Raw genomic sequence first — 22531 nt, 5'->3', positions numbered from 1 at the left:
ATGCGAAAAGGATGAAGCGATGAAGCCCCTGCGATCGTTCCTGTTCATACCCGGCGACAGCGAGAAGAAGCTCGCCAAGGTTGCCGGCTGCGGTGCGGACGCGGTGATCCTCGACCTCGAGGATGCGGTTGCGCCCGCTGCGAAGCCTGCCGCGCGCGAACTGGTCGCTTCGTTCTTGCGCGATTTCGACCGCGAGGCGAAGGGTGCGCCTCAATTGTGGGTGCGGATCAATCCGTTCGACACCGAACTGACCGAGATTGACCTTGCCGCGATTGTGCCCGCCGCGCCGCACGGGATCGTCCAGCCCAAGACCAACGGCGCGGATTGCGTCGCACGGCTTTCCAGCCTGCTCGACCACATGGAACTGGCGCACAACGTGACCCCGGGCTCGATCAAGATCGTGCCTGTCGCGACCGAAACCGCGATCGCTCCGTTCCGACTGGGCGAGTACGCCACGGCGGGCCTCGCGCGGCTGGCTGGGCTGACCTGGGGCGCGGAGGATCTCGCTGCGGCACTGGGTGCAACCGGCAACCGTGACGAAGACGGCGAATGGCTGTTCACCTTCAAACTCGCCCGATCCTTGACGCTGATGGCCGCCCATGCCGCCGGGGTCCCCGCGATCGAAACGCTCCACGCAAACTTCCGCGACGAGGACGGTTTGCGCACGAGCAGCCGTGCGGCCCGCGCCGAAGGGTTCACCGGGCGCCTTGCGATCCATCCTGGGCAGGTCGCGACGATCAACGAGTGCTTCACGCCGAGCGAGGAGGAGGTCGCTTTCGCGCGGCGAGTGGTCGAAGCGTTCGAAGCCAACCCCGAGGCCGGAACAGTCGGGATCGACGGCAAGATGTTCGATATCCCGCACCTCAAGGCCGCGCGCCGCTTGCTCGAACTCGCAGAGCTTGGATGAGCGCGAGCCGGGTGCGGTCCGGCATCGGTTTGCGCCTGAATGCGCAACGAATACCTATCCGCACCCCTTTGCCGCGGTGCGTTTGATTGCTACCTCGATGCTGCGGCGCAACACGATTGCCGTGCGATCGCTGTTTGCCGGAGCGTCATGACCGAAGGCCTTGATCTATGAGCTTCACTGCGGACCGCCTGCTGCTGTTCGGTGCCACCGGCGACCTTGCGCAACGGATGTTGCTGCCATCGCTGTGTGCGCTCGATCATGACGGCCTGCTCGACCCCGAGTTGAAGATCGTGGGTACCGCGCGCTCGGAGATGAGCGATGCGGAGTTCCGCAACTTCGCGCGTGCAGCGCTGGAAAGGTTCCTGCCGGCGGGTCGCCGCGGCGGTATGGCGGACTTCCTCAATCGGCTGTCCTACCAGGCGCTCGATGCCACCACTATCGAAGGCTATGATGCCCTCGCCAAGAAGGTCGGCACTCCGCAAAAGGGGTTGGCGATTTTCCTGTCGACCGCGCCGAGCCTGTTCGAGCCGACCATCGCGGGTCTGCAATCGGCCGGTCTCGCGGGCGACAATGTGCGCATCGGCCTCGAAAAGCCGCTCGGCACCTCGCTCGAAACCAGCGAGGAGATCAACGACGCGGTCGCGTCCGCGTTCAGCGAAGACCGGATTTTCCGTATCGATCACTATCTCGGCAAGGAGACGGTGCAGAACCTGCTGGCGCTGCGCTTTGCCAACATCATGTTCGAGCCGATCTGGAACTCGAACTACATCGATCATGTCCAGATCACCGTGGCCGAGACTGTCGGGCTGGAATCGCGGGTGGCCTATTACGACGATTCCGGTGCGCTGCGCGACATGGTCCAGAACCACATGCTCCAGCTGCTCGCGCTGGTCGCGATGGAGCCGCCGACGAGCTTCGATTCGACTGCGGTGCGCGACGAAAAGGTGAAGATCCTTCGCGCGCTGCGCCCTGTGACGGCGGGCGAGACCGTGACCGGCCAGTATCGCGCCGGGGCGATCGATGGACAGGCTGTGCCAGGTTACGACGACGAACTCGGGAAGGATTCGGACACTGAGACCTTCGTTGCGATCAAGGCGCACGTCGACAACTGGCGCTGGAACGGGGTGCCGTTTTACCTGCGTACGGGCAAACGCCTGCCTAAGCGGGTAACCGAAATCGTGATCCAGTTTCGCTGCATCCCGTTCTCGATCTTCGAGGGCAAGGGCGCGAAGACCCAGCCCAACCGGCTGGTGATCGGCATCCAGCCCGAAGAGAACGTCAACCTCTCGCTGATGGCGAAAGTGCCTGGGCTCGATCGCGATGGGATTCGCTTGCGCCCAGTGCCGCTCGACATTTCGATGCCCGATGCCTTTGCCGGGGCAGTACGGCGGATCGCCTACGAGCGCTTGCTGCTCGACCTGATCGTGGGCCACCAGACTCTGTTCGTTCGCCGCGACGAGGTCGAGGCGCAATGGGAATGGATCGACGGCATCCGCGCCGAATGGGCCGATGAATCGCTGACGCCAAAGACCTATTCCGCCGGAAGCTGGGGGCCGAGCGCGGCAATCGCGCTGGCCGAGCGCGACGGCGTGACCTGGCACGATGAGTAACCTGAGATGACGACGCTTAATGACACCGTCCATCGCGTGACCGAGCGGATCGTGGCCAACAGCCGCGATACCCGCCGCCGCTACCTCGACCTTATGGACCGCGAGCGCGAGCGGCAACCTGATCGCAATTCGCTGTCGTGCTCCAACCTCGCGCATGGGTTCGCCGCTGCGCTTGAAGACCAGCAAGCAATCAAGACCAATCGCGGGCCCAACCTCGCGATCGTTACTGCCTACAACGATATGCTTTCGGCCCACCAGCCGTATGGCGCCTACCCGCCGCAGATGAAAGTTTGGGCGCGCGAAGTGGGCGCGACCGCGCAGGTCGCCGGCGGCACCCCGGCGATGTGCGACGGTGTGACGCAGGGGCAGGACGGGATGGAACTGTCGCTGTTCAGCCGCGACGTGATCGCACTCAGCACCACCGTCGCGATGAGCCATGCGATGTACGACGGGATGTTCCTGCTCGGCATCTGCGACAAGATCGTGCCGGGCCTGTTCATGGGCGCGGCGCGGTTCGGTCACTTGCCGGCGATATTCATTCCCAGCGGCCCGATGCCGAGCGGGATCGCCAACAAGCAGAAGCAGAAGATCCGCCAACTCTATGCCGAGGGCAAGGCGACCCGCGCCGAACTGCTCGACAGCGAAAGCGCGAGCTACCACTCGCCCGGCACTTGCACGTTCTATGGTACCGCCAACTCCAACCAGATGATGATGGAGATGATGGGGCTGCACATGCCCGGCGCTGCGTTCGTCCAGCCGGGCACTCCGCTGCGCCAGGCACTGACCCGCGCGGCAGTCCACCGGCTGGCCGAAATCGCCGACAACCCGGACTATTCGTTCGCTCGCTGCATCGACGAAAAGGCGATCGTCAACGCTGCCGTAGGCCTGCTTGCGACAGGGGGATCGACCAACCACGCGATCCATATCCCGGCAATGGCACGCGCTGCCGGGATCGCGATCGACTGGAACGACATTGCCGAGCTGTCCTCGGTCGTGCCGCTGGTCACGCGGGTCTATCCCAATGGCTCGGGCGACGTGAACCATTTCCAGGATGCTGGCGGGATGGGCTACGTTGTCGGGACATTGCTCGATGAAGGGTTGGCCCACCGCGACATCGTGACAGTCGGCGGCGAGGATCTTGCCGATTATGCCCGTGAACCGTGGCTCGATGGCGCAACGCTCGAATGGCGTGACGTCAGCGAGAGCGGCGACCCCGAAATGCTCCGCCCGGCGAGCGATCCGTTCCAGGCCGACGGCGGGATGCGGCTGGTCGAAGGCAACCTCGGCAGAGCGTGCTTCAAGACCAGCGCGGTCGATCCCGAACGCTGGACCATCGAAGCGCCGTGCCGGGTGTTCGAGACGCAGGTTGCCGTGGCCGAAGCGTTCAGCAAGGGCGAACTCGATCGCGATGTCGTCGTGGTGGTCCGGTTCCAGGGGCCGTGTGCCAACGGGATGCCCGAACTGCACAAGCTGACCCCGCCTCTCGGCGTATTGCAGGACCGCGGCTACCGCGTCGCGCTCGTCACCGACGGGCGCATGAGCGGGGCGAGCGGCAAGGTCCCGGCGGCGATCCACTGCACGCCCGAAGCGCTTGGTGGCGGCCCGCTGGCGCGCCTGCGCGATGGCGACGTGGTGCGCCTGTGTGCGCGCGACGGAACGCTCTCGACGACCGCCGACCTCGCGTCGCGTGAACCGGTTGAAGGAACCGAAGACGAGCACGGGATGGGCCGCGAGCTGTTCGCGATGTTTCGTGCCAACGCCGATTCTGCGGAGAAAGGCGCCAGCTCGATGCTGGCACTGGCTGGGCTATGACCGAAGTCGTCAGCGTCGATATCGGAGGCACACACGCCCGCTTCACGATCGCCACGATCGGCGCCGATGGCACGATCGAGCTTGGCGAGATCGAGACCTTGCACACCGCCGACCACGCCAGCTTCCAGACCGCGTGGGAGGACTATCGCAAGATCATGGGCGGCACTCTGCCGACCAACGTCGCGATGGCGATCGCCGGCCCGGTCGGCGGCGACGTGATCCGCTTCACCAACAACCCGTGGGTGATCCGGCCCAAAATGATCCCGGAAAAACTCGGTTGCGATCGCTACACAGTGGTCAACGATTTCGAGGCCGTTGCACACGCCGTGGCGCGGGCGGGGGAGGACCAGTTCATCCACCTGACCGGCCCCGACAAGCCGCTTGCTCCCACCGGACGCCTCAGCGTGCTTGGGCCCGGAACCGGACTCGGTGTTGCGCACCTCTATCGCGAGCCCGACGGAGCCTACCGCGTCTCGGCGACAGAGGGCGGGCACATCGATTTCGCCCCGCTCGACCAGATCGACGATGCGATCCTTGCTCGGTTGCGCAAGCGGCATCGGCGGGTCTCGGTCGAACGCGTGGTCGCCGGCCCGGCGATTTCCGATATTTACCAGACGCTCGCCGCCATGGAGGGCAAGCCGGTCGCGGAAGAAGACGACATCGCCATCTGGACCCGCGGGCAGGACGGCAGCGACAGCCTTGCCGCCGCTGCGGTCGATCGTTTCTGCATGTCGCTCGGCAGTGTCGCAGGCGACATCGCGCTCGCGCAGGGCGGGTTTGGCGGCGTCGTGATCGCGGGCGGTCTCGGATACCGAATCCGCGAGACGCTGCTCAAGTCGGGATTTGCCGAACGCTTCAAGGACAAGGGGCGGTTCCAGGAACTGATGGCCTCGATCCCCGTCAAGCTGATCATCCACCCGCAGCCGGGCCTGTTCGGCGCTGCTGCCGCCTTCGCATCGGAGCACGCATGACCGCCGCCATCGAACAGATCATGCGCACCGCGCCGGTGATCCCGGTGATCGTCGTCGACGAGATCGACCATGCCGTGCCGCTGGCCGAGGCTCTCGTCGCAGGCGGGCTGCGAGTGCTCGAAGTGACCATGCGGACCCCGGTTGCGCTCGAGGCGATCAAAGCGATGAAGGCGGTCGACGGCGCAATCGTCGGTGCGGGAACTGTGACCAACGCCCAGCAACTCAATGCAGCGCTGTCAGCGGGTAGCGAATTCATCGTCTCGCCTGGCCTGACAGAACCGCTGGGCAAGGCGGCGGTCGCGTCCGGCGTGCCGTTCCTTCCGGGGATCGCCAACGCGGGCGACATCATGCGCGGGCTCGATATGGGCCTCACGCACTTCAAGTTCTTCCCGGCGATGGCAGCGGGCGGCTTGCCTGCGCTGAAGGCGCTGGCGGCCCCCTTCGGCCAGTGCCGCTTCTGCCCCACCGGCGGGATCGGGCTGAACAATGCCGCCGAATGGCTTGGGTTCGATCCGGTGCTGTGCGTCGGCGGTAGCTGGGTCTCGCCCAAGGGCGCTCCTGACAAGGCGAAAATCGAAGTGTTGGCACGCCAAGCGGCGGGGTTGGCCGGATGACCAAGGTCGCCGATCTTGTCGCCCGCCTCCAGGAATTCCACCAGCTCACCGCGCAGACCCCGCTCTACAACCCGGTATTCCAGCTTTCGCTCGATCTGTCGCGGCGGCTCGAAGCAGGTGAAATCTCGCTCGACGACGTAGCCGGACTGGTCAGCGAACTCGAATGCGACGCCTTGCAGAGTCGCGCTGCACGGCTGCGGCGGCTGGTCGATCCGGCAAGCGCACCCGCGGCGCTGGCGGACATGATCGCCGAGGATGCGGACTTCGATGCGTTCGCCGCGCGCTGGCAGCATCCGCAACTCCACGCGGTGTTCACCGCACACCCGACGTTCCTGATGACCCCGGCGCAGTCGGATGCAGTCGCTCGCGCGGCAAGCCGAACTGACGCGATCGACGAGAGCGCATGTCCTCCTGCTTCCGAACGGCCCGAGATCACGCTGCCCTACGAGCATGGGCGGGCGATGCGGGCGATGGCCAATGCGCAAGGCGCGCGCGATACGATCGTGAGGCAGTTGCTCGGCCATGCGCAGGCGATGTGGCCTGATCGCTGGCACGAACTCGATGCGCTACCGTTCCGGCTGGCGACGTGGGTCGGCTACGATATGGACGGGCGGACCGACATCAAGTGGCACACATCGGTAGGGTTCCGGCTGCAGGAAAAGGCCGAACGGCTCGAACGCTACGCAGCTTCGCTCGCGGAAATCGATCCCGCCCATCTGCTGCTCGATACGCTTTGCAAGGCGCAGGCCTACACCGCCGCCCGGGCGGGCGATTTCGCGCGGGAGCTGTCCGATCCAGCTGCGCTGTCTGCTGCTGCAAACCGTTTGACCGCTAGCGATCCGGACAAGCTGCTCTCGCTCGCGCCGATCATCGATGCGCTCGAAGCCGAAGCGCGTGATACGGAAGGAACCCGCGCGGTCTCGCTCCGCACATTGGCCGCCGCCATGCGTGCCGACGGGCTGGGCATGGGGTGGATCCACTTCCGGGTGAATTCGAGCCAATTGCACAACGCGATCCGCCGCCGCTTGCCCGAAGGACACGAAATCGAAGTCGCCAGCCGCGGCGCGCTCGCGACTCTCAGGCAGATGCTGGCCGAGGTCGAACCGCTGCGGTCGAACTTCGCGGCGCTGGCGATCGAAAGCTCGACCGCGATCCGCCAGTTCCTCGCGATGGCGCAGATACTCCACCACGTCGATGCCGATGCACCGATCCGGATGCTGATCGCCGAGTGCGAACAGCCCGCGACTGTGCTCGCCGCACTCTATTTCGCCAGGTTGTTCGGGATCGCCGACAAGGTCGACGTATCGCCGCTGTTCGAAACCGAGAGCGCGCTCGAGCACGGCGGTCGGTTCTTGGACGCTCTGCTGCGCGAGGAGGCGTATGCCGACTATGCGCGCTCGCGCGGGCGGGTGTGTATCCAGACCGGCTTTTCCGATGCTGGCCGGTTCGTCGGCCAGATTCCCGCAAGCCTTGCCATAGAGCGTCTCCAAGGGCGGCTGGCAAACGCGATGGAGGCTAACGGTCTGGCCGACGTTGCCGCGTTGATCTTCGACACCCACGGCGAAAGCATGGGCCGCGGCGCACACCCGTCGAGCATGGCCGACAGGCTTGAATGGCCGCTTAGCCCGTGGGCTCGGCGTCGGTTCGTGCGCGCAGGAATCCGGTTGGAGCCTGAGGTCAGCTTCCAGGGCGGCGACGGCTACATGTTCTTCATGACGTCGGAACTGGCGTTGGCGACGCTGACGCGGATCGCTGCACTGCGCCCGGCGGAAACCGACGCCGATGTCGCGGCCGATCCGTTCTATCGCCGGACCGACCTCAGCCTCGATTTCTACCGCGCGATCAAGGACAACCAGCGCGAACATCTTGAGAGCAAGACCTACAGCCGGGCGATCACTGCGTTCGGGCTGGGTATGCTCAACGAGACCGGCAGCCGCAAAAGTCGCCGCCAGTCGGACCTCTCCGCCGATCGCGACATGAGCCTGCGGCAGATCCGCGCGATCCCGCACAACGCGATCCTCCAGCAACTCGGCTATCCGGTAAACGTGATCTCCGGTTTCGGCAGTGCGGCGGAGGGCAATTACGAAGACCTCGGCGCATTGCTCGCTGCCAGCCCGCGCGGACGTCAGATGGTGCGGCTGGTGCGCGCGGCCAACGCACTCGCTTCGATCAAGACGGTGGCCGCCTACGGCGAACTTTTCAATTCGGCCTATTGGGCCAGCCGGACCTATCGCGGGACCGAAACCGCGCTCGCCCCGGCGTGCGAGGCACTGGCGAGCTATCTCACCAAGGACGATCGCAACGGCGTGTTCCGCCGCCTGGCTTCGCGCCTCAGGGTCGATGCGCTGAAGCTCCACCGCTTGCTGAGCCAGGTGCCGGACGATGCGCCGATGGAAGGGCGCGAGCACGTTCGCCGCGAGATCGGCGTGCTGCAGGCGCTGCGACTGGCGCTGCTGCAACACATGTTCCTCAAGGCGGTAAGCATCCCGGCGTTCGCGCGGGCGAACGACATCAGCCGCGACGACGTGCTGGAGATGGTATTCTCGCTGCGGGTGGAGGACGCGCTGGCGCAGCTCCGGCGCGCCTATCCGGCGCAGGTTGCCACCCTGTCCGACTACAATGTGGACGAGGCGAGCGATTACCCCGACGGAGAGAATGAAGGCTACAGCGCGATCCACCGCGACTACATCGATCCGATCGAAGCCGCGCACGCTTTGAACCTGCGGATCAGCGCGGCAATCGCCAACCAGTTCGGTGCGCACGGCTAGGCGCAAACCCGCGTCGGGCGCGGCGTAACATTCGTCACGAACAAGTCACATTGGCGCGGCAATCGAGGGGCGAACCTGGGAGGTTTGCACCGCATGGATGTCGTCAATATCTTCACGACCAGCACGGCAGCCGAGGCAATGTCGGACTTCGAGCATGACGGGGTCCGCTTCACCTTTGCCCGGCTCGGCGCGGACGGACCGAAACGGCTGGTCGAAGGGCCGGCGCGCATCTTTGTCGACTGGGTTCTGGAAGACCTTGCGGGGCTCGAGATGTGTCGCCGCCTTCGTGCCGATGCGCGGTTGTCCGATGCCCATGTGACGATGGTGCTCGAAGAAGACGATCCTGAGGACAGGCGCCGCGCGCTGCGAGCCGGTGCGGATGACTACATTGTCGGGCCGGTCGACCGGACCATGATTCTCGACCGAGTGCTGGCGGTGCAGGCGCATCACCGTCATCCGACCGTGGCGAGCACGCTCCAGCTCGGCGCGTTGACAATCGATCTTGCAGCATTGCAGGCGCGCTGGGACGGCAATCTGATCGACCTGCGGCCCAATGAGTTTCGCTTGCTTCGGTTTTTCGCCGAAAATCCCGACCGGGTGATGGCCCGCGAGGAAATCATCGCAGGATTAGGCAAGCAGGAACCGGTGATCGATGAGCGCACGGTGGACGTATGGGTCGGCCGTTTGCGCCGCGCGCTCAAGGGTGCCGGGGCAGGCAATCCGCTGCGCACGGTTCGCTCGATAGGTTATGCGTTCGACGCGCCGTAGCGCGCGGCCTTTCGCACCGCGATCAAGGACATTCGCCGCCGTTGTAGAACCACTCCAATGCAGCTGGATCGGAGCAGATTGCCGTGCCAGCGGCGCGCACCTTTTGCGCAATCTCGTCTGTCATTCCGTCGGATTTTGCCTTGCCCGCCTTTCCCTGCCGGATCATCGCCCCGCGCGAGAGAACCGGCACTCTGGCCGCATGGATCGCTTCGAATTTGTCCTCGTGCGCCTTCATCCACGCGAACGAAGTGTATTCGAGAATTTTCGGCCACTGCTCTTCGCTCGGCTCGACTTCGAGGAACTTGGCGATCTTGCGGATCGATCCTTCGTGGTCGCGCTTCATGTCGGCAAAGTGGATGAACATCACATTGTCGTTGTTGCGAAGTGGCCACCAGGCCTCGAGAAACCCGAAGAAGCGGGTATCCTGCGCTAGCTGCGGCTCGATGAAGTCGGCAAAGAAGCTGGGAAAATCGGGTCGCGTCATTGCGCCGGGCGGAATCCCCCAAAGGTTGAACCACTCGTCGGAATGCTTGGCCATGAACGGCCAGAACGAGACCATCGCTTCTTCCGGATTGCGGAATACGACGACGTATTTGACCTTCGGATCGCTTCCGGCAGCGAGGTAGGGCAGTGCAGGCGGCGCTGAGTGGGATTTGAAACCCCGCCTCACACCGTGCGGCATCGCGTCGACCCTCGAAGCGACTTGCTCGAACGTTTCGCCGGGGTAGTTGAGTAGCTCGATCCACGGAACTTCTTCGTAGATGTCGCGAAAGTCCGCTGTGCCTCCGGTCAGCAGCTGGTGGACGATATTCATCGTCCAGGTCGTCCCGCTCTTGGGCGGAACCGAGACGACGACATCGCCGTCGCGCCATTTGATCAACTGCTGGATCCCGGGCTGGATAAACGGCGGGCCGGAGTGTTGCGCTTCTGCTTCCATAGTCGAGGTCACCTCTTGGCTGGATCGGACCCTGCTGCCCAATGGTGTGCCGTTTGACCGCTGGGCTCCACTGGACCATCAATCGCTACGATTGATGATCGCAGATTTCCAGTGATCATCACAAGCTCGGGCCAATCGGCCGGATTCGTCTAGGCTGCCAAGCCAGTCGGGCGAACTCCTGCCGCGAAATTTGGTCCTGCGGCTCTGCCATGATCGTGTTCTGGCGGATTATTGGAAGTTTGTTGCAATCATACAACAGCAAGCAAACCGCTGCATTCCGTAACGTAACCATCGGTTTGCTGGATCGGCAGGCGCGGTAATTTTCTTTCGTAACCAATCAGGCTCTTGCCCTAGATCGTGCTGTTGCCTTAGTTTCTGCAAACGGATGAAGCCGCGTCGAGACGGCTCGCGTAACAAGGAGAGGAACTATGAGGGCCAAATTCGCCCTGCTTGCGGGAATCTGCGCTACAGCTACTGCCTTCCCGGCTTTTGCTCAGGATACCACGGACACCTCCCAGGCCAGCACCAGCGCGCAGTCGGCTGCCGCGAATGGCGAGCCGGTGATCATCGTGACCGCCCAGCGCCGTGCGCAGGCCCTCCAGACGGTTCCGATCGCGGTGAGCGCATTCAGCAGCGAAGCCCTCGCGGAAAAGCAGATCAAGACCACCAGCGACCTGCAACTCTCGCTTCCGAACGTCACTTTCACGAAGACGAACTTCAGCGGATCGAGCTTTACCATCCGCGGCATCGGTGATCTTTGCGTTGGCATCACGTGCGATGCGGCCACCGCCATCGCGTTCAACGATACTCCGCTGTTCGGCACCCGCCTGTTCGAGAGCGAGTTTTTCGACGTCGGCCAGATCCAGGTTCTGCGCGGTCCGCAGGGCACTCTGTTCGGTCGTAACGCGACTTCCGGCGTGGTCGATATTATCGCCGCCAAGCCCGACTTGACCGGGCTCGCTGCATCCGGCGAGGTCGAATACGGCAACTACAACATGTTCAAGGGCAAGGGGATGCTGAACATCCCGCTCAGCGATACCCTAGGGGTGCGCTTCGCCGGATATTACAACCGCCGCGATGGTCTGACCGAGAACCTGTACAACAACACGCGGATCGACGGTCGCGACATGTATGCGTTCCGCGGGTCGCTGCGGTGGGAGCCGACTTCGAGCACTACCGTCGACTTGATGGCGCAGTATTTCCACGAGCGCGACACGCGTATGCGTATTCAGAAGCAGCTGTGTCAGCGTGATCCTACCGGTGTCTTGGGATGCCTTTCGGGCAGCCGTGCCCACGATACGACCAACGGCAACAATACGTTGGGTTCGATCTTTGCGTCCCAAGAGTTTTTCAGGCTCAATGGCATTCCCGACGTGCTGGCACTCGGCAGCATTTACGGGACCAACGACGTCTATCACAACTCGATCAACCCGACCGATCCTCGTCAGGTCTACACGGCGTTCACGCCACAGTATTTCACCGACGAATGGATCGTGACCGGCCAGCTCAAGCAGGAACTGGGCAACGGTCTTAACCTGCAGCTGTCGGGCAACTACGAGCGGGTTCGGGTCGATTCCGAACAGGACTATTGGAATGCGATCCAGGATCGCGCCACGATGCAATCGGGCCTCAACTACTTGTATGCCGGCGCGAACGGCGCGTTCGGGCCCGGCTATGCTGCCTATCTTGCACCGGTGGCCAATGCCCTGATGCCAAGCGGACCGACCGGCCCGCTTTGCACCTCTGCACCCGATCCGAACGGGGTTGGCGTCTACGGCGGCAAATCGGTTTGCTCCGATGTGCCGCTGACGTTCGACCGCTCGGTCCAGTTCAACAGCAGCTGGAGCGCTGAAGGGATCGTCGATTCCGATTGGGACGGGATGTTCAACTTCCTGCTTGGTGGCATCTATGCGAAGGTCAAAGTCAGGGATGGCGACTATTATGTCGACACGTTCGGACTCGACTATTTCTCAGGCGTAGCAGGTACGCTTGGTGCGGCAGGTGCGGGTCTCGCGCCTTCGTTCCTCGCGACGCCATTCTATCGCAACAACACCTCTGCCTTCACTCTGAATAGTTACGGGATTTTCGGTGAGGGCTATTTCCAGCTTGCCGACAACCTCAAGCTCACGCTCGGCGCCCGCTACAACCATGACAAGAAGTATGTGAAGGCGCGCACGAGCCTGTGGGTGGATTCGCAAGGCGCAAGCGTGCTGGTGCCAATCGGATCGAGCTCGATCACCGATGCCTATGGATATTCGGCGCTCGATTACGATGTCGGTATGGCAGGGGCTCAGGAATACGATATCCGCAACGCGACATTTAGCGCGGTCACGGGTCGGGCGGTGCTCGATTGGCAGATCACCCCGGACAACCTGCTCTACGCATCGTATTCGCGTGGCTACAAGTCGGGCGGTATCAACCCGCCGCTGTCGCCGATTTTCGCGGTGCCTGAGACATTCACTCCGGAATACGTCAACGCCTTCGAAATTGGTTCGAAGAACCAGTTCGGCCCGCTGACGCTGAACCTCACGGCCTTTTACTACAAGTACAAGGATCTGCAGCTGTCTCGTATTGTCGCGCGTACCTCGGTGAACGACAACGTCAGCGCGAACATTTACGGTATCGAGGCCGAGGCGATTGCCAAGCCCGTCCGTCAGATGACCGTCAACCTGACGATGAGCTACCTACACACTGAGGTTTCGCAGGACAAATACCTGTCCAATCCACGTGACTTCGGCGGTGGTCGCTCGGATGCGGTCATCATCAAGGATATCACCAACGCCGCGAACTGTGCCGTCGCCCCGAATTCCGCGGGCAATGCCGCCGGCTCCAACGCGTTCGTGAACTACGTTAACGCCAATGTTATCAATCCGGGTATTCCCGATCCTGCAAACCCGGGTTCCTACCTGATCAATCCGGGTACCGGGTTGCAGGGGACGACCTCGTTCCCGTCCGGTGGCGGCATCGCCTCGACTGGTGCTTTCAGCGTCTGCAGCGTCCTTCAGAACGTGGCTGCGGTGGCTGGCAACCTGTTCGATCCAAACGGGATTACTGTCTATACTTCGGGTATCCCGGTGAATATCAGGGGCAACCAATTGCCCGGCGCACCTAACTTCAAGGTTGCCGCAGGTGCACAGTACGAATTCCCGGTAGGTGACCTGACCTTCACCCCACGTGTCGATGTCATGATGACTGGGACTTCCTACGGCAGCATTTTCAACGGCTACATCAACCGCATTCCCAGCTACACGCAGGTCAATGCACAGGTGCAACTCGACGGGCCGGACAAGCGTTGGTACATCAAGGCCTACGTCCAGAACCTGGGCAACGTGAACGCTATCACGGGTCTCTATGTGACCGACCAGTCGTCGGGTAACTTCACCAACATCTTCACGCTCGATCCGCGTCGCTACGGCGTAGCGGCAGGCTTCAAGTTCTGAAGCCAGCGCGAGTTTGAGGAGGGCGAGAGGGCCGGACCGCAAGGTCCGGCCCTTTCCGTTTTGGGCAAGCTCGCCGATTAACCCTTGCTATGACCGAACGGGGAAAAGTCGGTTTCGGTATCGAACACATCGACCCCTTCTCGCCGCTTGAGGAAGTTCACTACAACGTAGGTCACGGGCGTCAGCAGCGCTTCCCACGATGTTTTGATGAACCACTGCGACAGCACGACTTCCATCAGCTGTTCGGGCGGCCATCCCGCCAGGCCATAGAACGCCAGCGGATAAAAGATCACGCTATCGAGCCCTTGGCCTACGATCGTCGAACCGATCGTGCGGGTCCACAGCATCTTGCCGCCTGTCCAGACCTTCATTTTTGCGAGCACGAAACTGTTGGCGAACTCGCCCGCCCAGAAAGCGGTCATCGACGCAAGCACGATCCGCCATGAATTGCCGAACACGAACTCGTAGGCATCCTGGCCGGGCCATCCCTTGGCGGGCGGCAGGCTGACCACGACCCACGCCATGAACGCCATGAACACCAGCGCGGCAAACCCGGTCCAGATCACCCGCCGGGCCCGGGCATAGCCGTATACTTCGGTCAGCACGTCGCCGATGATGTAGCTGATCGGGAAGAACAGCACGCCTGCGCCGAACGACCATTCGGTGCCGCCGGACAGCGTCACGTAGCTCGGCTTCGATGCCCCGATTATGTTCGACAGCAGCAGGATGGCGACGAACGCCGCCATGATGAAGTCGTAGTAGCGAAAGTGTCGCGGCGCGACTGCGGCGCCTTCGACGCGGGTGAGGTTCTCGTCCATTCGCACCGGTTATCGCGATTTGCGCCTCGCGAAAAGCACGCTATGCGCCTCACCCAGCGCGCGCCCGTAGTTCAACTGGATAGAGCACGAGCCTTCTAAGCTTGGAGTTGCAGGTTCGAGTCCTGCCGGGCGCGCCATCAACCGGCCAGGTCCGCAGGGAGCAGCCGCTTGATTGCGCTTCTCCGCCGAACCTTGCTCCAACCGGTCAGCGGACAATATGCTCTTGGTTCGCTGCTTCAGCCGGACAAATGAAGGATGGCGGGCACCATGCCGGTAGATGCTATGCTCTGGGCGATCGTCGGTCCCAGCAAATTCAGCGGGACCACTGTCGCCGCGATCCATTTTGTCGCCGGATGGACATGGCCAAGTGTGCGGCGGTCGTGAAGAAACAGGGCGCCCAGGAAAACGAGGTCGGGTACCAGAAGGATAAAATAGGCCCTGTCCGGTCCGGGTGGCACAATCATCGAGAACAATCGCGATCCCGCAAACTGGACCAGCACCAAAGCGGCGGCATATGTGAATCGCCGGTGCCATTCCTTGTGCCGGGTCACGCTGGCAATCGATGCGATCATCAAGCCGGCGAAGGTCGCAATCGCCATGAGGTTGAGTATCGGGAGCCATAAAGGGGCGCTTGTCCCATTGGCAGTCATCCTGTGAACCTGAACGACTACCACTGACACTGCCAGGGGGATCATGATCGCCGACAGGGCAACGCCCGCCAGCCCCAATTCGCGATGAGCGCTTACTCGGCCTGTTGCTGCCAACCGGGTCTGCCAGGCATAAAGAAACATCCAGCTGAAAAAGAACAAGCCGTGGATATGCACGATAAGCGGCCAATGCCTCGATCCGGCAATGACCGGCGCGTAATACGTCATCGGGAAACTAATAAGTACGCACCCAAGCATCACTAATGCCGCACGGGCAAAGAACTGGTTGCGTGGTGCACGCGGGGAAGCCGAGAGCCGCTCTTCGGTCAAAGTAACCATTGCCTTCCTCAAGCAAAGCCACGACCTGCGAACATCCTAGCATCGCAGAACAAGTTCTCGCAATCGCCGAGCCGCATGTCAGCTAACGATCCAATTGCGAATGTTGGATCATCTGATACGCTCGACGCGGATTTGAGGATCAGGTTACATGGAAATCCACAAGCCCAAGCCGTTTCACAATTGGCGCGAGTTCCTCAAGGAATATGGCATCATTGTGCTTGGTGTTCTCACCGCGCTCGCTCTCGAGCAGGCGGTCGAGAGCTGGCATTGGCGGCACGAAGTCGAAGTCGCAGAAGCTTCGATGGAACATGAGTTGCTGTGGGACGATGAGCCGCAGATCTACCAGAGAGCGGTTATCCACCCTTGCGTCGTTGGCGCTCTCGATTCGATACGCACCGCTGTCGAAGCTCGAAAAAGCCGCGAAGACATCGCTCGCCTGATCGATCGATATTGGGTTCCGATCAGGACCTATGACCAACTTGCGCTCGACTCGGCCAATGCGTCGGACGTTTCTTCACATATGTCGCCGGGAAGGTTCGACCGCTTTCGCGCCGCCTATCTTTCGATGCCGATCATGCAAAAGAACAACTTCGAGGAAGCAGTGGATGGCGCGCGACTTCGGGCGTTCCGACGCATCGGCGGGCCGATTTCAGACGCAGAGGCCGATCGATTGCTCGGTGCGATCGAAGCACTTCGAAGCGAAGATGCATTGATGTTCCAGTCGGCCCAGATCAATTTTGGGTACCTCAAGGCGATTGGCAAGCCGGACGCGGATCGCGTGAAAATGTTCATGTCCGATGCTAGGTCCCACTATGGGTCTTGCGTCCAAGACCTGCCGGCCGATTGGCCAGCGGGGCCTTCTCGTCTCGACTGTTAAAACCACTCCCGAATCCGAGCGGTCCGCAGATCGTACAAGCTAGGACGAAGCGTCCAGCCACTCGAGCAGGCTCGCCATGCAGTCACGGGCGAGCATCTTGCAGCGTTCCGGGCTCCAGCCCTGCTCGGGATCGGGCAGGTCGTCGTTGTCCTTGAACGGCATTTCCAGCGTCATCGCGCAGGCACCGAAACGCTCCGCGACCTGGTTGGTGCTCATCGAGAGGTTCGCGGTGCCGGGTTTCGACACCGGGTAGCCCTTGGCGGTCTGGAAGTCGGGTGTGCGCCGCTCGAGGATCGAGCGATAGCGGTAGAACTTCTCGCCTTGCGCGTCGGTCCAGCTAGGGATGCCTTCGAACCCGGCGAGGAACACCGCCGGGATCGCTTCGTCGCCGTGGACGTCCATCGCGAAGTCGACGCCGGTCGCGTCCATCGCGCCCCGAATCGCGAGCACTTCAGGCGACTTTTCGGAGGTCGGCGTGTCCCATTCGCGGTTGAGGTTGGAGCCGACCGCGTTGGTCCTCAGGTGCCCGCGGCGGCTGCCGTCGGGGTTGCAGTTGGGCACGACGTGGAACGCGCACCGCTGGCGCAATGCGCGGGCGACCGGATCGGTCGGATCGGTCAGGCACTCGAGTGCGCCTTCCATCCACCATTCGGCCATCGATTCGCCGGGGTGCTGGCGGGCGTAGAGCCAGACCTGCGTCTCGCCATCGCCGAATTCGAGACAGTCGAGCGGCTGACCGTCGAGCGTAGTGCCGAGCGTGCGGCACGATACGCCTTCGCTTGCGGCGGCCTCGGAGACAAGGTCGTGGTGCCGCTCCATCGAATAAGGCGCGAAATAAGCGAACCACACGATATCGCTCGCGGGAGTGTAGCGGATCGTCAGCGTCCCGCCTTCGGTTGCCTTGTCGTAGCTGGTGTCGGCGCGGCCCCAGAAATCGCGGTCTTCGCTCACGCAGGCACGGTATCCGGGCCAGCCCTGGGGGTAGGCCGAAGATTCCAGATCGACGATCTTGAGCACCAATTCGCGCCCGGCCGCGCCCGAGACGCGGAAATGGAACCACTGGCGAAACTCGCTCATGTGGTCGTGAGGCACGGCCAGGCGGGCAGTCGCGCCGTCGATCTCGAGGATTTCTATGTTGCCGCTGTCGAACTGGCTATCGATGCGGATGGCGGGTGAGGTAGTATCAGGTGCAATCATCGCGCCCCGATAGTCGCTCCAGACTCGCCTGGGAAGTCTTTGAAGAGCGCATCGGCCATTTCAGGCGCAAGCCGTGCGGGTTGGGCATCTTTCGAGCTCAATTTCAGGTCGGCCTGGGCGCGGCCTTCCCACAGGTGGTTGCCGTGCTCGTCCTTGAGCGTGACCTCGAGCGTCGTGGCCAGTCTTCCGCGCGGCTTCTTCTTGCCGAACAGGAAGCCGAGCCCAACGCCGACACTCACCCCGCTGCCTCCGTAGTAGCCGCTGCCCGTACCGACCCCGACGCTGACCCCGCTGCGCGTGCGCGGAGCATTGTCGGCAACGACCTGCTGCTCGAGCGAGACTTCGGCGACCCGCGAAGCGGTCGGGTCGACGGTGAAGCCCTGCTTGGTCATTGCGGCACCGACCGCATCGAGCCACGCCTGTCCTTCCAGTTCGCTACCTTTGAAACTCGGCCCCATAACCAGAGCGATCGGGCCGGGCTGGGCGTTCGCCATCGATTCGGGCGTGTGGAAGCGAGAGACTTCAACGTTGCCCGCATGGGCTGGCGACGCGGCAATCGGCGATAGCGCCAGCGCGGCGGCGGCGACTGCAGCGAACTTTCCTCGCATGGCGAATACCTTTCCCCTTGGATGCCACTATGGAATAGGCGAGCGCTTCTGTCGACGCGCTGAATGATGCGCGTTAACCACCCTTGTGCGAACGACTGCTAGAGGCCGCAGATATGAGCAAGTTTCCCGTACTCGTGACCGGCGGTGCCGGGTATATTGGCAGCCATGCCGTGCTCGCGCTGCGCGATGCGGGTTATCCGGTTGCAGTGATCGACAATCTGGTGACCGGTTTTCGCTTCGCTGTGCCGGACAGCGTGCCGTTCTACGAAGGCGACATTGCCGACGGCGATCTGGTCGCCCGCATCGTGGCCGAGCAGGACATCCGCGCGGTGATGCATTTCGCGGGTTCGATCATCGTGCCCGAATCGGTCGAGAACCCGCTCAAGTACTACGACAACAATACCGCGCGCAGCCGTGCGCTGATCGCATCGCTGGTGGGCGCGGGCGTGCCGCACATGATCTTCAGTTCGACCGCGGCGACTTACGGGATGCCCGCGACCGAAACGGTCACCGAGCAAACGCCGACCGTGCCGATCAATCCCTACGGCTGGTCGAAACTGATGACCGAGCGGATGCTGGCCGACACTGCTTTCGCCCATCCGCTCAACTACTGCGCGCTACGCTATTTCAACGTCGCCGGCGCCGATCCGCAGGCGCGCAGCGGCCAGTCGACCGCCGGGGCGACGCACCTGATCAAGGTCGCTGTGGAAGCGGCGTTGGGCAAGCGCGATCATGTCGCGGTGTTCGGCACCGACTACGACACGCCCGACGGCACCGGGGTACGCGACTATATCCACGTATCCGACCTCGCTGCCGCGCACGTCCTGGCGCTCGAAGCGCTGGTGGCGGAACCCGAGCGTTCGCTGACGATGAACTGTGGCTATGGCCGCGGATTTTCGGTTCTCGAGGTGCTTGACGCGGTGGACCGGGTGACCAACATGACGATCGATCGGCGAATGGAGCCGCGCCGGGCGGGCGATCCGGGGATGCTGGTCAGCGATCCTTCGTTGATTCGCCGCACCCTGCCGTGGGAGCCGAAATACGCCGATCTCGATACGATCGTGGCGCATGCGCTCGCGTGGGAGCGAAAGCTCGGCGAAATCCGCGGCAACGGTTGACTTGGCGGCGCGTCGCCCTTAGTGGCGCGGCTTGATTTTGCGGCATCGGGGCCCGCCTCCGGTGCCGAACTTTTTGAAAGCCTGAACCATGAAGATCCGCAACAGCCTCAAGTCGCTCAAGGGCCGTCACCGCGATTGCCGCGTGATTCGTCGCCGTGGGCGGACCTATGTCATCAACAAGACCAACCGCCGCTTCAAGGCGCGCCAGGGCTGATGACGCTCGCGCCGCGATTCGGTCGCGGCGATGATACAACCGGGAGCCCCTGCGAAAGCGGGGGCTTTTTGCATGTCTGACGCAGGTGATCGGCCGGTCGAAGCGGTGGTGTTCGATATCGGCCGAGTGCTTGTCCAGTGGGACATGCGCGCGCTGTTCGCCAAGCTGATCGACGATCCGGCGGAACTCGACTGGTTTCTCGCCAATGTCGTCACCGAACAATGGCACTTCCAGCACGATGCGGGGGTATCCCTCAGCGAAATGGTGCCTGCCCGCAAGGCCGAATTTCCCGACCATGCACACCTGATCGATGCTTATGCGACGCGGTTCGTCGAGACGATCCCCGGTCCGGTTCCGGGAATGCCGCAACTGGTCGATGCGCTCGCGGTGCGCGGCGTGCCGCTGTATGCGATCACCAATTTCGGAGCCGAGTTTTGGGAGCAGTTCGCTCCGGCCTTTGCGCCGTTGCGGCATATGCGCGACGTAGTCGTGTCGGGCCGGGAGAAGCTGGTGAAGCCCGATCCGGCGATCTTCGCGCTTGCCGCTGACCGGTTCGGCCGTGATCCCGGCGCAATGCTGTTCGTGGACGACAACAAGGCCAATACCGATGCTGCGGCGGCGCTAGGCTGGCAGGTCCATCACTTCGATGGACACGATGCGTTGGTCGAGGACCTTTCCCGGTTCGGCCTGCTGTAAAAAAAATGGGCCCCCGGCGGGTCGCGCCGAGGGCCCAGTAATACCGTCCTGTTACCGGAGAGGAGGGACGGTTCGGGAACTTGCTAGCCGTTGCACTTGGCCAGTTGATCGGCATCGAGTGCCTTGCCGTTGGCGACGAAGGCGGTGATGTCACCGACTTCGCGCGCGAGGTGGCCGCAGATGATTTCCGGGCGGCTGGTGCCGCGGCCGGCGACGCAGCTCGTATCGGCACACGACCACGCGAGGTTGCTCGAGATGTAGCTTGCCTTGGCTGCCGGTGCGGCGAGCTGGGCCTGGTAGTAAGGGCCCTGCGCGGCATGCGCGGGGGAAAGCGCTGCGCCGAAGCTGAGCACGGTCCAGCCGAGAGCAGCAATCATTGCGAGTGGCCGGGTGGCGGCGGGGAGGGAGAGGGTCATGGTACTGTCCTTTCGACTTGCCAATACCAGTTGTGATTCGATACTGGTTGCGAATTGCTACCTAACTGATTCGCACTTCAGTTGCAATAGGAAACTTAGTTTCGCTTTTGTGACAGTGCGGAAAGGGGGTAGAGAGGACCTGAAAGCGAGAAAGAAATGGGCGACATTCGCGAACCTCTGAACGAACTGACCGCTTGCGGGCTTCCGGAAGCTCTTGAAGTCATGGGAGAACGCTGGTCGTTCATGATTCTGCGCGCCAGTTTCAACGGGCTGCACCACTTCGAGGAGTTCCTCACCGAGCTGGGGATCGCGCGCAATATCCTCTCCAACCGGCTCGCCCGGCTGGTGGGTCACGGCATCCTCGATCGCCAGCCATGCGCGGACGATCGCCGTCGGATCGAATATCGCCTGACCGCCAAGGGGATGGACCTGTTGCCCGCGATGATCGCCTTGCGCCAATGGGGCCAGCGCTACGGCGCAGACGTGGTCGAGGATCCGGTGCTGGTTGACGAGCAGGATCGGCTGCCGATCAGCCCGATCGCGATCGTTGCGCACGACGGGCGTTTGCTGACCGGCAAGGATTTGCGGTTTGTCGCTGCCGCCGACGTCGGAAAGCGGGCTGACGGCACAGTGGCGGAACTGTCGGCAGGTTTCGATCGCGTGCGTCGCGAAAGCGGCGATGGCCGCGCGCCGCACCTGGCGGCTGTTCGCTGATCGCGCGCTAGCTTTCGATTTCCGCCACTTCGCGCAGAACGAACTGCGCGTGTTCGGGCCTGCAGATCAGCAGGTCCGGCATATAGGTATCGGCCTGGTTGTAGACCAGCGGGCTGCCATCGATCCGCGAGCAATGCAGCCCGTGCGCCAGCGCTACCGCGACCGGGGCGCAGCTGTCCCATTCGTATTGTCCGCCCGAGTGCAGGTAGATGTCCGCCTCGCCGCGCACGATAGCCATCGCCTTGGCTCCCGCGCTGCCCATCGGCAGCAATACCGCGCCGAGCTTTTCGGCGACCGCTACCGCCTCCTTGGCCGGACGGGTACGGCTGACGACCATCCGCAAGGTATCCGGCGCAGGCGGCACCGATACCAGCTCGTCGGTGCGCAGCACAGCGTCAGCGCCGGGCAGCGCCACAGCGCCGATCGTCGCCACGCCGTCGATAGCCAGCCCGACATGGACGGCCCAGTCGGCTCGCTCTTCGCCGTATTCGCGGGTGCCGTCGACCGGGTCGACGATCCACACGCGCGATTTGCCGAGCCGCTCTTGCGTGTCCTTGCTCTCTTCCGAAAGCAACCCGTCATCGGGCCGCTGCTCGCGCAGGGCATGGACGAGAAACTGGTTGGCGGTCTGGTCGCCTGCCTTGCCCAGCGCCTTGCCCGCGAACATCCCCGAGCCACGCACTTCGAGCAGGATGCGTCCGGCGACTTCGGCCAGGTCGGCGGCCAGTTCGGCGTCGGTCATCGCGGCGGTCATGCGTAATCCTCTTCGCGCGGTTGCGTGGCAACCGGTTGCCCGCCTGTATCCGCCGTGTCCAGACCCGTTTCGGCGAACCTGCCCCACCCGATGCGAAGCCACGCGCGCTCGTGGAAGTAGTAGAGCACCATCTTGGTCACCACTTCGGTGCCGGCGATCGCCCCTGCCGCCTTGGCGTTGTGGGTGAACAGCAGGCTCAGCACGAACGTATCGATGCTGCCGAGCGCGCGCCAGCTGATCGCCTTGACGAGCGAGCGCGAGTGCCGCTCAGGCCCATTGAACAGCAACATCGTCCGTGTTCCCCCG

The 22531-nt window shown here is 63.0% G+C and carries 21 protein-coding genes and 1 tRNA gene; 14 read left to right on the top strand and 8 right to left on the bottom strand.

Annotation, left to right across the window (positions count from 1 at the left end):
* The first annotated feature begins 19 nt into the window (after positions 1-19).
* From CJO11_RS05045 to CJO11_RS05015, 7 genes are all read left to right on the top strand, one after another.
* Positions 20-907: an HpcH/HpaI aldolase/citrate lyase family protein gene (locus CJO11_RS05045; RefSeq protein ID WP_095011738.1), complete on the top strand. Its 888-nt coding sequence runs from the start codon at positions 20-22 to the stop codon at positions 905-907.
* Positions 908-1074: 167 nt separating this feature from the next.
* Positions 1075-2517, top strand: a complete 1443-nt coding sequence (zwf, locus tag CJO11_RS05040; RefSeq protein ID WP_095011737.1) for a glucose-6-phosphate dehydrogenase — start codon at positions 1075-1077, stop codon at positions 2515-2517.
* A 6-nt stretch (positions 2518-2523) separates the two neighbouring features.
* Positions 2524-4329 (top strand): phosphogluconate dehydratase, encoded by a 1806-nt coding sequence (gene edd / locus CJO11_RS05035; protein WP_095011736.1) that lies wholly within the window; start codon positions 2524-2526, stop codon positions 4327-4329.
* The gene (gene glk / locus CJO11_RS05030) at positions 4326-5300 is read left to right on the top strand and encodes a glucokinase (RefSeq protein WP_095011735.1); all 975 of its coding nucleotides are present in this window, start codon (positions 4326-4328) and stop codon (positions 5298-5300) included. Before edd ends, glk begins: the two co-directional genes overlap by 4 nt.
* A complete protein-coding gene (gene eda / locus CJO11_RS05025; RefSeq protein WP_095011734.1) occupies positions 5297-5914 on the top strand; it encodes a bifunctional 4-hydroxy-2-oxoglutarate aldolase/2-dehydro-3-deoxy-phosphogluconate aldolase in 618 nt (205 codons plus the stop codon). Before glk ends, eda begins: the two co-directional genes overlap by 4 nt.
* On the top strand, positions 5911-8682 hold the full coding sequence (locus CJO11_RS05020) for a phosphoenolpyruvate carboxylase (protein WP_095011733.1): 2772 nt from the start codon (positions 5911-5913) through the stop codon (positions 8680-8682). The genes eda and CJO11_RS05020 overlap by 4 nt, the downstream gene beginning before the upstream one ends.
* 93 nt (positions 8683-8775) lie before the next feature.
* Positions 8776-9450 (top strand): response regulator transcription factor, encoded by a 675-nt coding sequence (locus tag CJO11_RS05015; RefSeq protein ID WP_095011732.1) that lies wholly within the window; start codon positions 8776-8778, stop codon positions 9448-9450.
* Between the two features lie 22 nt (positions 9451-9472).
* Here CJO11_RS05015 and CJO11_RS05010 read toward each other — a convergent pair whose 3' ends face one another.
* Positions 9473-10387 carry a sulfotransferase domain-containing protein gene (locus CJO11_RS05010; RefSeq protein WP_095011731.1) on the bottom strand — a complete coding sequence of 305 codons (915 nt, stop codon included), beginning with the start codon at positions 10385-10387 and terminating at the stop codon, positions 9473-9475.
* Positions 10388-10815: 428 nt separating this feature from the next.
* On the opposite strand from CJO11_RS05010, the gene CJO11_RS05005 reads away from it, so the two are divergent.
* Complete coding sequence (locus tag CJO11_RS05005) at positions 10816-13827, top strand: TonB-dependent receptor (RefSeq protein WP_095011730.1); 3012 nt, start codon at positions 10816-10818, stop codon at positions 13825-13827.
* 77 nt (positions 13828-13904) lie between these two features.
* On the opposite strand, the gene CJO11_RS05000 is transcribed toward CJO11_RS05005, so the two are convergent.
* Positions 13905-14645 carry a queuosine precursor transporter gene (locus tag CJO11_RS05000; protein WP_095011729.1) on the bottom strand — a complete coding sequence of 247 codons (741 nt, stop codon included), beginning with the start codon at positions 14643-14645 and terminating at the stop codon, positions 13905-13907.
* 60 nt (positions 14646-14705) lie between these two features.
* Here CJO11_RS05000 and CJO11_RS04995 point away from each other — a divergent pair.
* Positions 14706-14782: transfer RNA gene (locus CJO11_RS04995), tRNA-Arg, on the top strand.
* Between the two features lie 99 nt (positions 14783-14881).
* On the opposite strand, the gene CJO11_RS04990 is transcribed toward CJO11_RS04995, so the two are convergent.
* Positions 14882-15622, bottom strand: a complete 741-nt coding sequence (locus tag CJO11_RS04990; RefSeq protein ID WP_150124977.1) for a hypothetical protein — start codon at positions 15620-15622, stop codon at positions 14882-14884.
* A gap of 157 nt (positions 15623-15779) precedes the next feature.
* Here CJO11_RS04990 and CJO11_RS04985 point away from each other — a divergent pair, with 157 nt between their 5' ends.
* Positions 15780-16508: a hypothetical protein gene (locus tag CJO11_RS04985; RefSeq protein ID WP_095011727.1), complete on the top strand. Its 729-nt coding sequence runs from the start codon at positions 15780-15782 to the stop codon at positions 16506-16508.
* Positions 16509-16547: 39 nt separating this feature from the next.
* Here CJO11_RS04985 and CJO11_RS04980 read toward each other — a convergent pair whose 3' ends face one another.
* Both CJO11_RS04980 and CJO11_RS04975 read right to left on the bottom strand, forming a co-directional pair.
* A complete protein-coding gene (locus tag CJO11_RS04980; protein WP_095011726.1) occupies positions 16548-17705 on the bottom strand; it encodes a M14 family metallopeptidase in 1158 nt (385 codons plus the stop codon).
* Positions 17702-18313, bottom strand: a complete 612-nt coding sequence (locus CJO11_RS04975; RefSeq protein ID WP_095011725.1) for a DUF4136 domain-containing protein — start codon at positions 18311-18313, stop codon at positions 17702-17704. Before CJO11_RS04975 ends, CJO11_RS04980 begins: the two co-directional genes overlap by 4 nt.
* A 113-nt stretch (positions 18314-18426) precedes the next feature.
* On the opposite strand from CJO11_RS04975, the gene galE reads away from it, so the two are divergent.
* From galE to CJO11_RS04960, 3 genes are all read left to right on the top strand, one after another.
* Entirely contained in the window at positions 18427-19431 is a 1005-nt protein-coding gene (galE, locus tag CJO11_RS04970) for a UDP-glucose 4-epimerase GalE (protein ID WP_095011724.1), read from the top strand.
* 88 nt (positions 19432-19519) lie between these two features.
* A complete protein-coding gene (gene ykgO, locus CJO11_RS04965; RefSeq protein ID WP_050599643.1) occupies positions 19520-19645 on the top strand; it encodes a type B 50S ribosomal protein L36 in 126 nt (41 codons plus the stop codon).
* Between the two features lie 72 nt (positions 19646-19717).
* The gene (locus CJO11_RS04960) at positions 19718-20341 is read left to right on the top strand and encodes an HAD family hydrolase (RefSeq protein ID WP_095011723.1); all 624 of its coding nucleotides are present in this window, start codon (positions 19718-19720) and stop codon (positions 20339-20341) included.
* Between the two features lie 83 nt (positions 20342-20424).
* On the opposite strand, the gene CJO11_RS04955 is transcribed toward CJO11_RS04960, so the two are convergent.
* Complete coding sequence (locus CJO11_RS04955; protein WP_150124976.1) at positions 20425-20757, bottom strand: CC_3452 family protein; 333 nt, start codon at positions 20755-20757, stop codon at positions 20425-20427.
* A 156-nt stretch (positions 20758-20913) separates the two neighbouring features.
* Here CJO11_RS04955 and CJO11_RS04950 point away from each other — a divergent pair, with 156 nt between their 5' ends.
* Positions 20914-21471 (top strand): winged helix-turn-helix transcriptional regulator, encoded by a 558-nt coding sequence (locus CJO11_RS04950; protein WP_095011721.1) that lies wholly within the window; start codon positions 20914-20916, stop codon positions 21469-21471.
* 7 nt (positions 21472-21478) lie between these two features.
* On the opposite strand, the gene CJO11_RS04945 is transcribed toward CJO11_RS04950, so the two are convergent.
* Entirely contained in the window at positions 21479-22225 is a 747-nt protein-coding gene (locus CJO11_RS04945; RefSeq protein ID WP_169829136.1) for a 3'(2'),5'-bisphosphate nucleotidase CysQ, read from the bottom strand.
* Entirely contained in the window at positions 22222-22515 is a 294-nt protein-coding gene (locus CJO11_RS04940) for a DUF2061 domain-containing protein (RefSeq protein ID WP_095011720.1), read from the bottom strand. Before CJO11_RS04940 ends, CJO11_RS04945 begins: the two co-directional genes overlap by 4 nt.
* Positions 22516-22531: the final 16 nt, after the last annotated feature.

It is taken from the genome of Tsuneonella mangrovi, from assembly GCF_002269345.1.
Lineage (GTDB): Bacteria > Pseudomonadota > Alphaproteobacteria > Sphingomonadales > Sphingomonadaceae > Tsuneonella > Tsuneonella mangrovi.
Note: the sequence above shows the minus strand (reverse complement) of the source record. Positions and strands in the feature narration are given on the sequence as shown.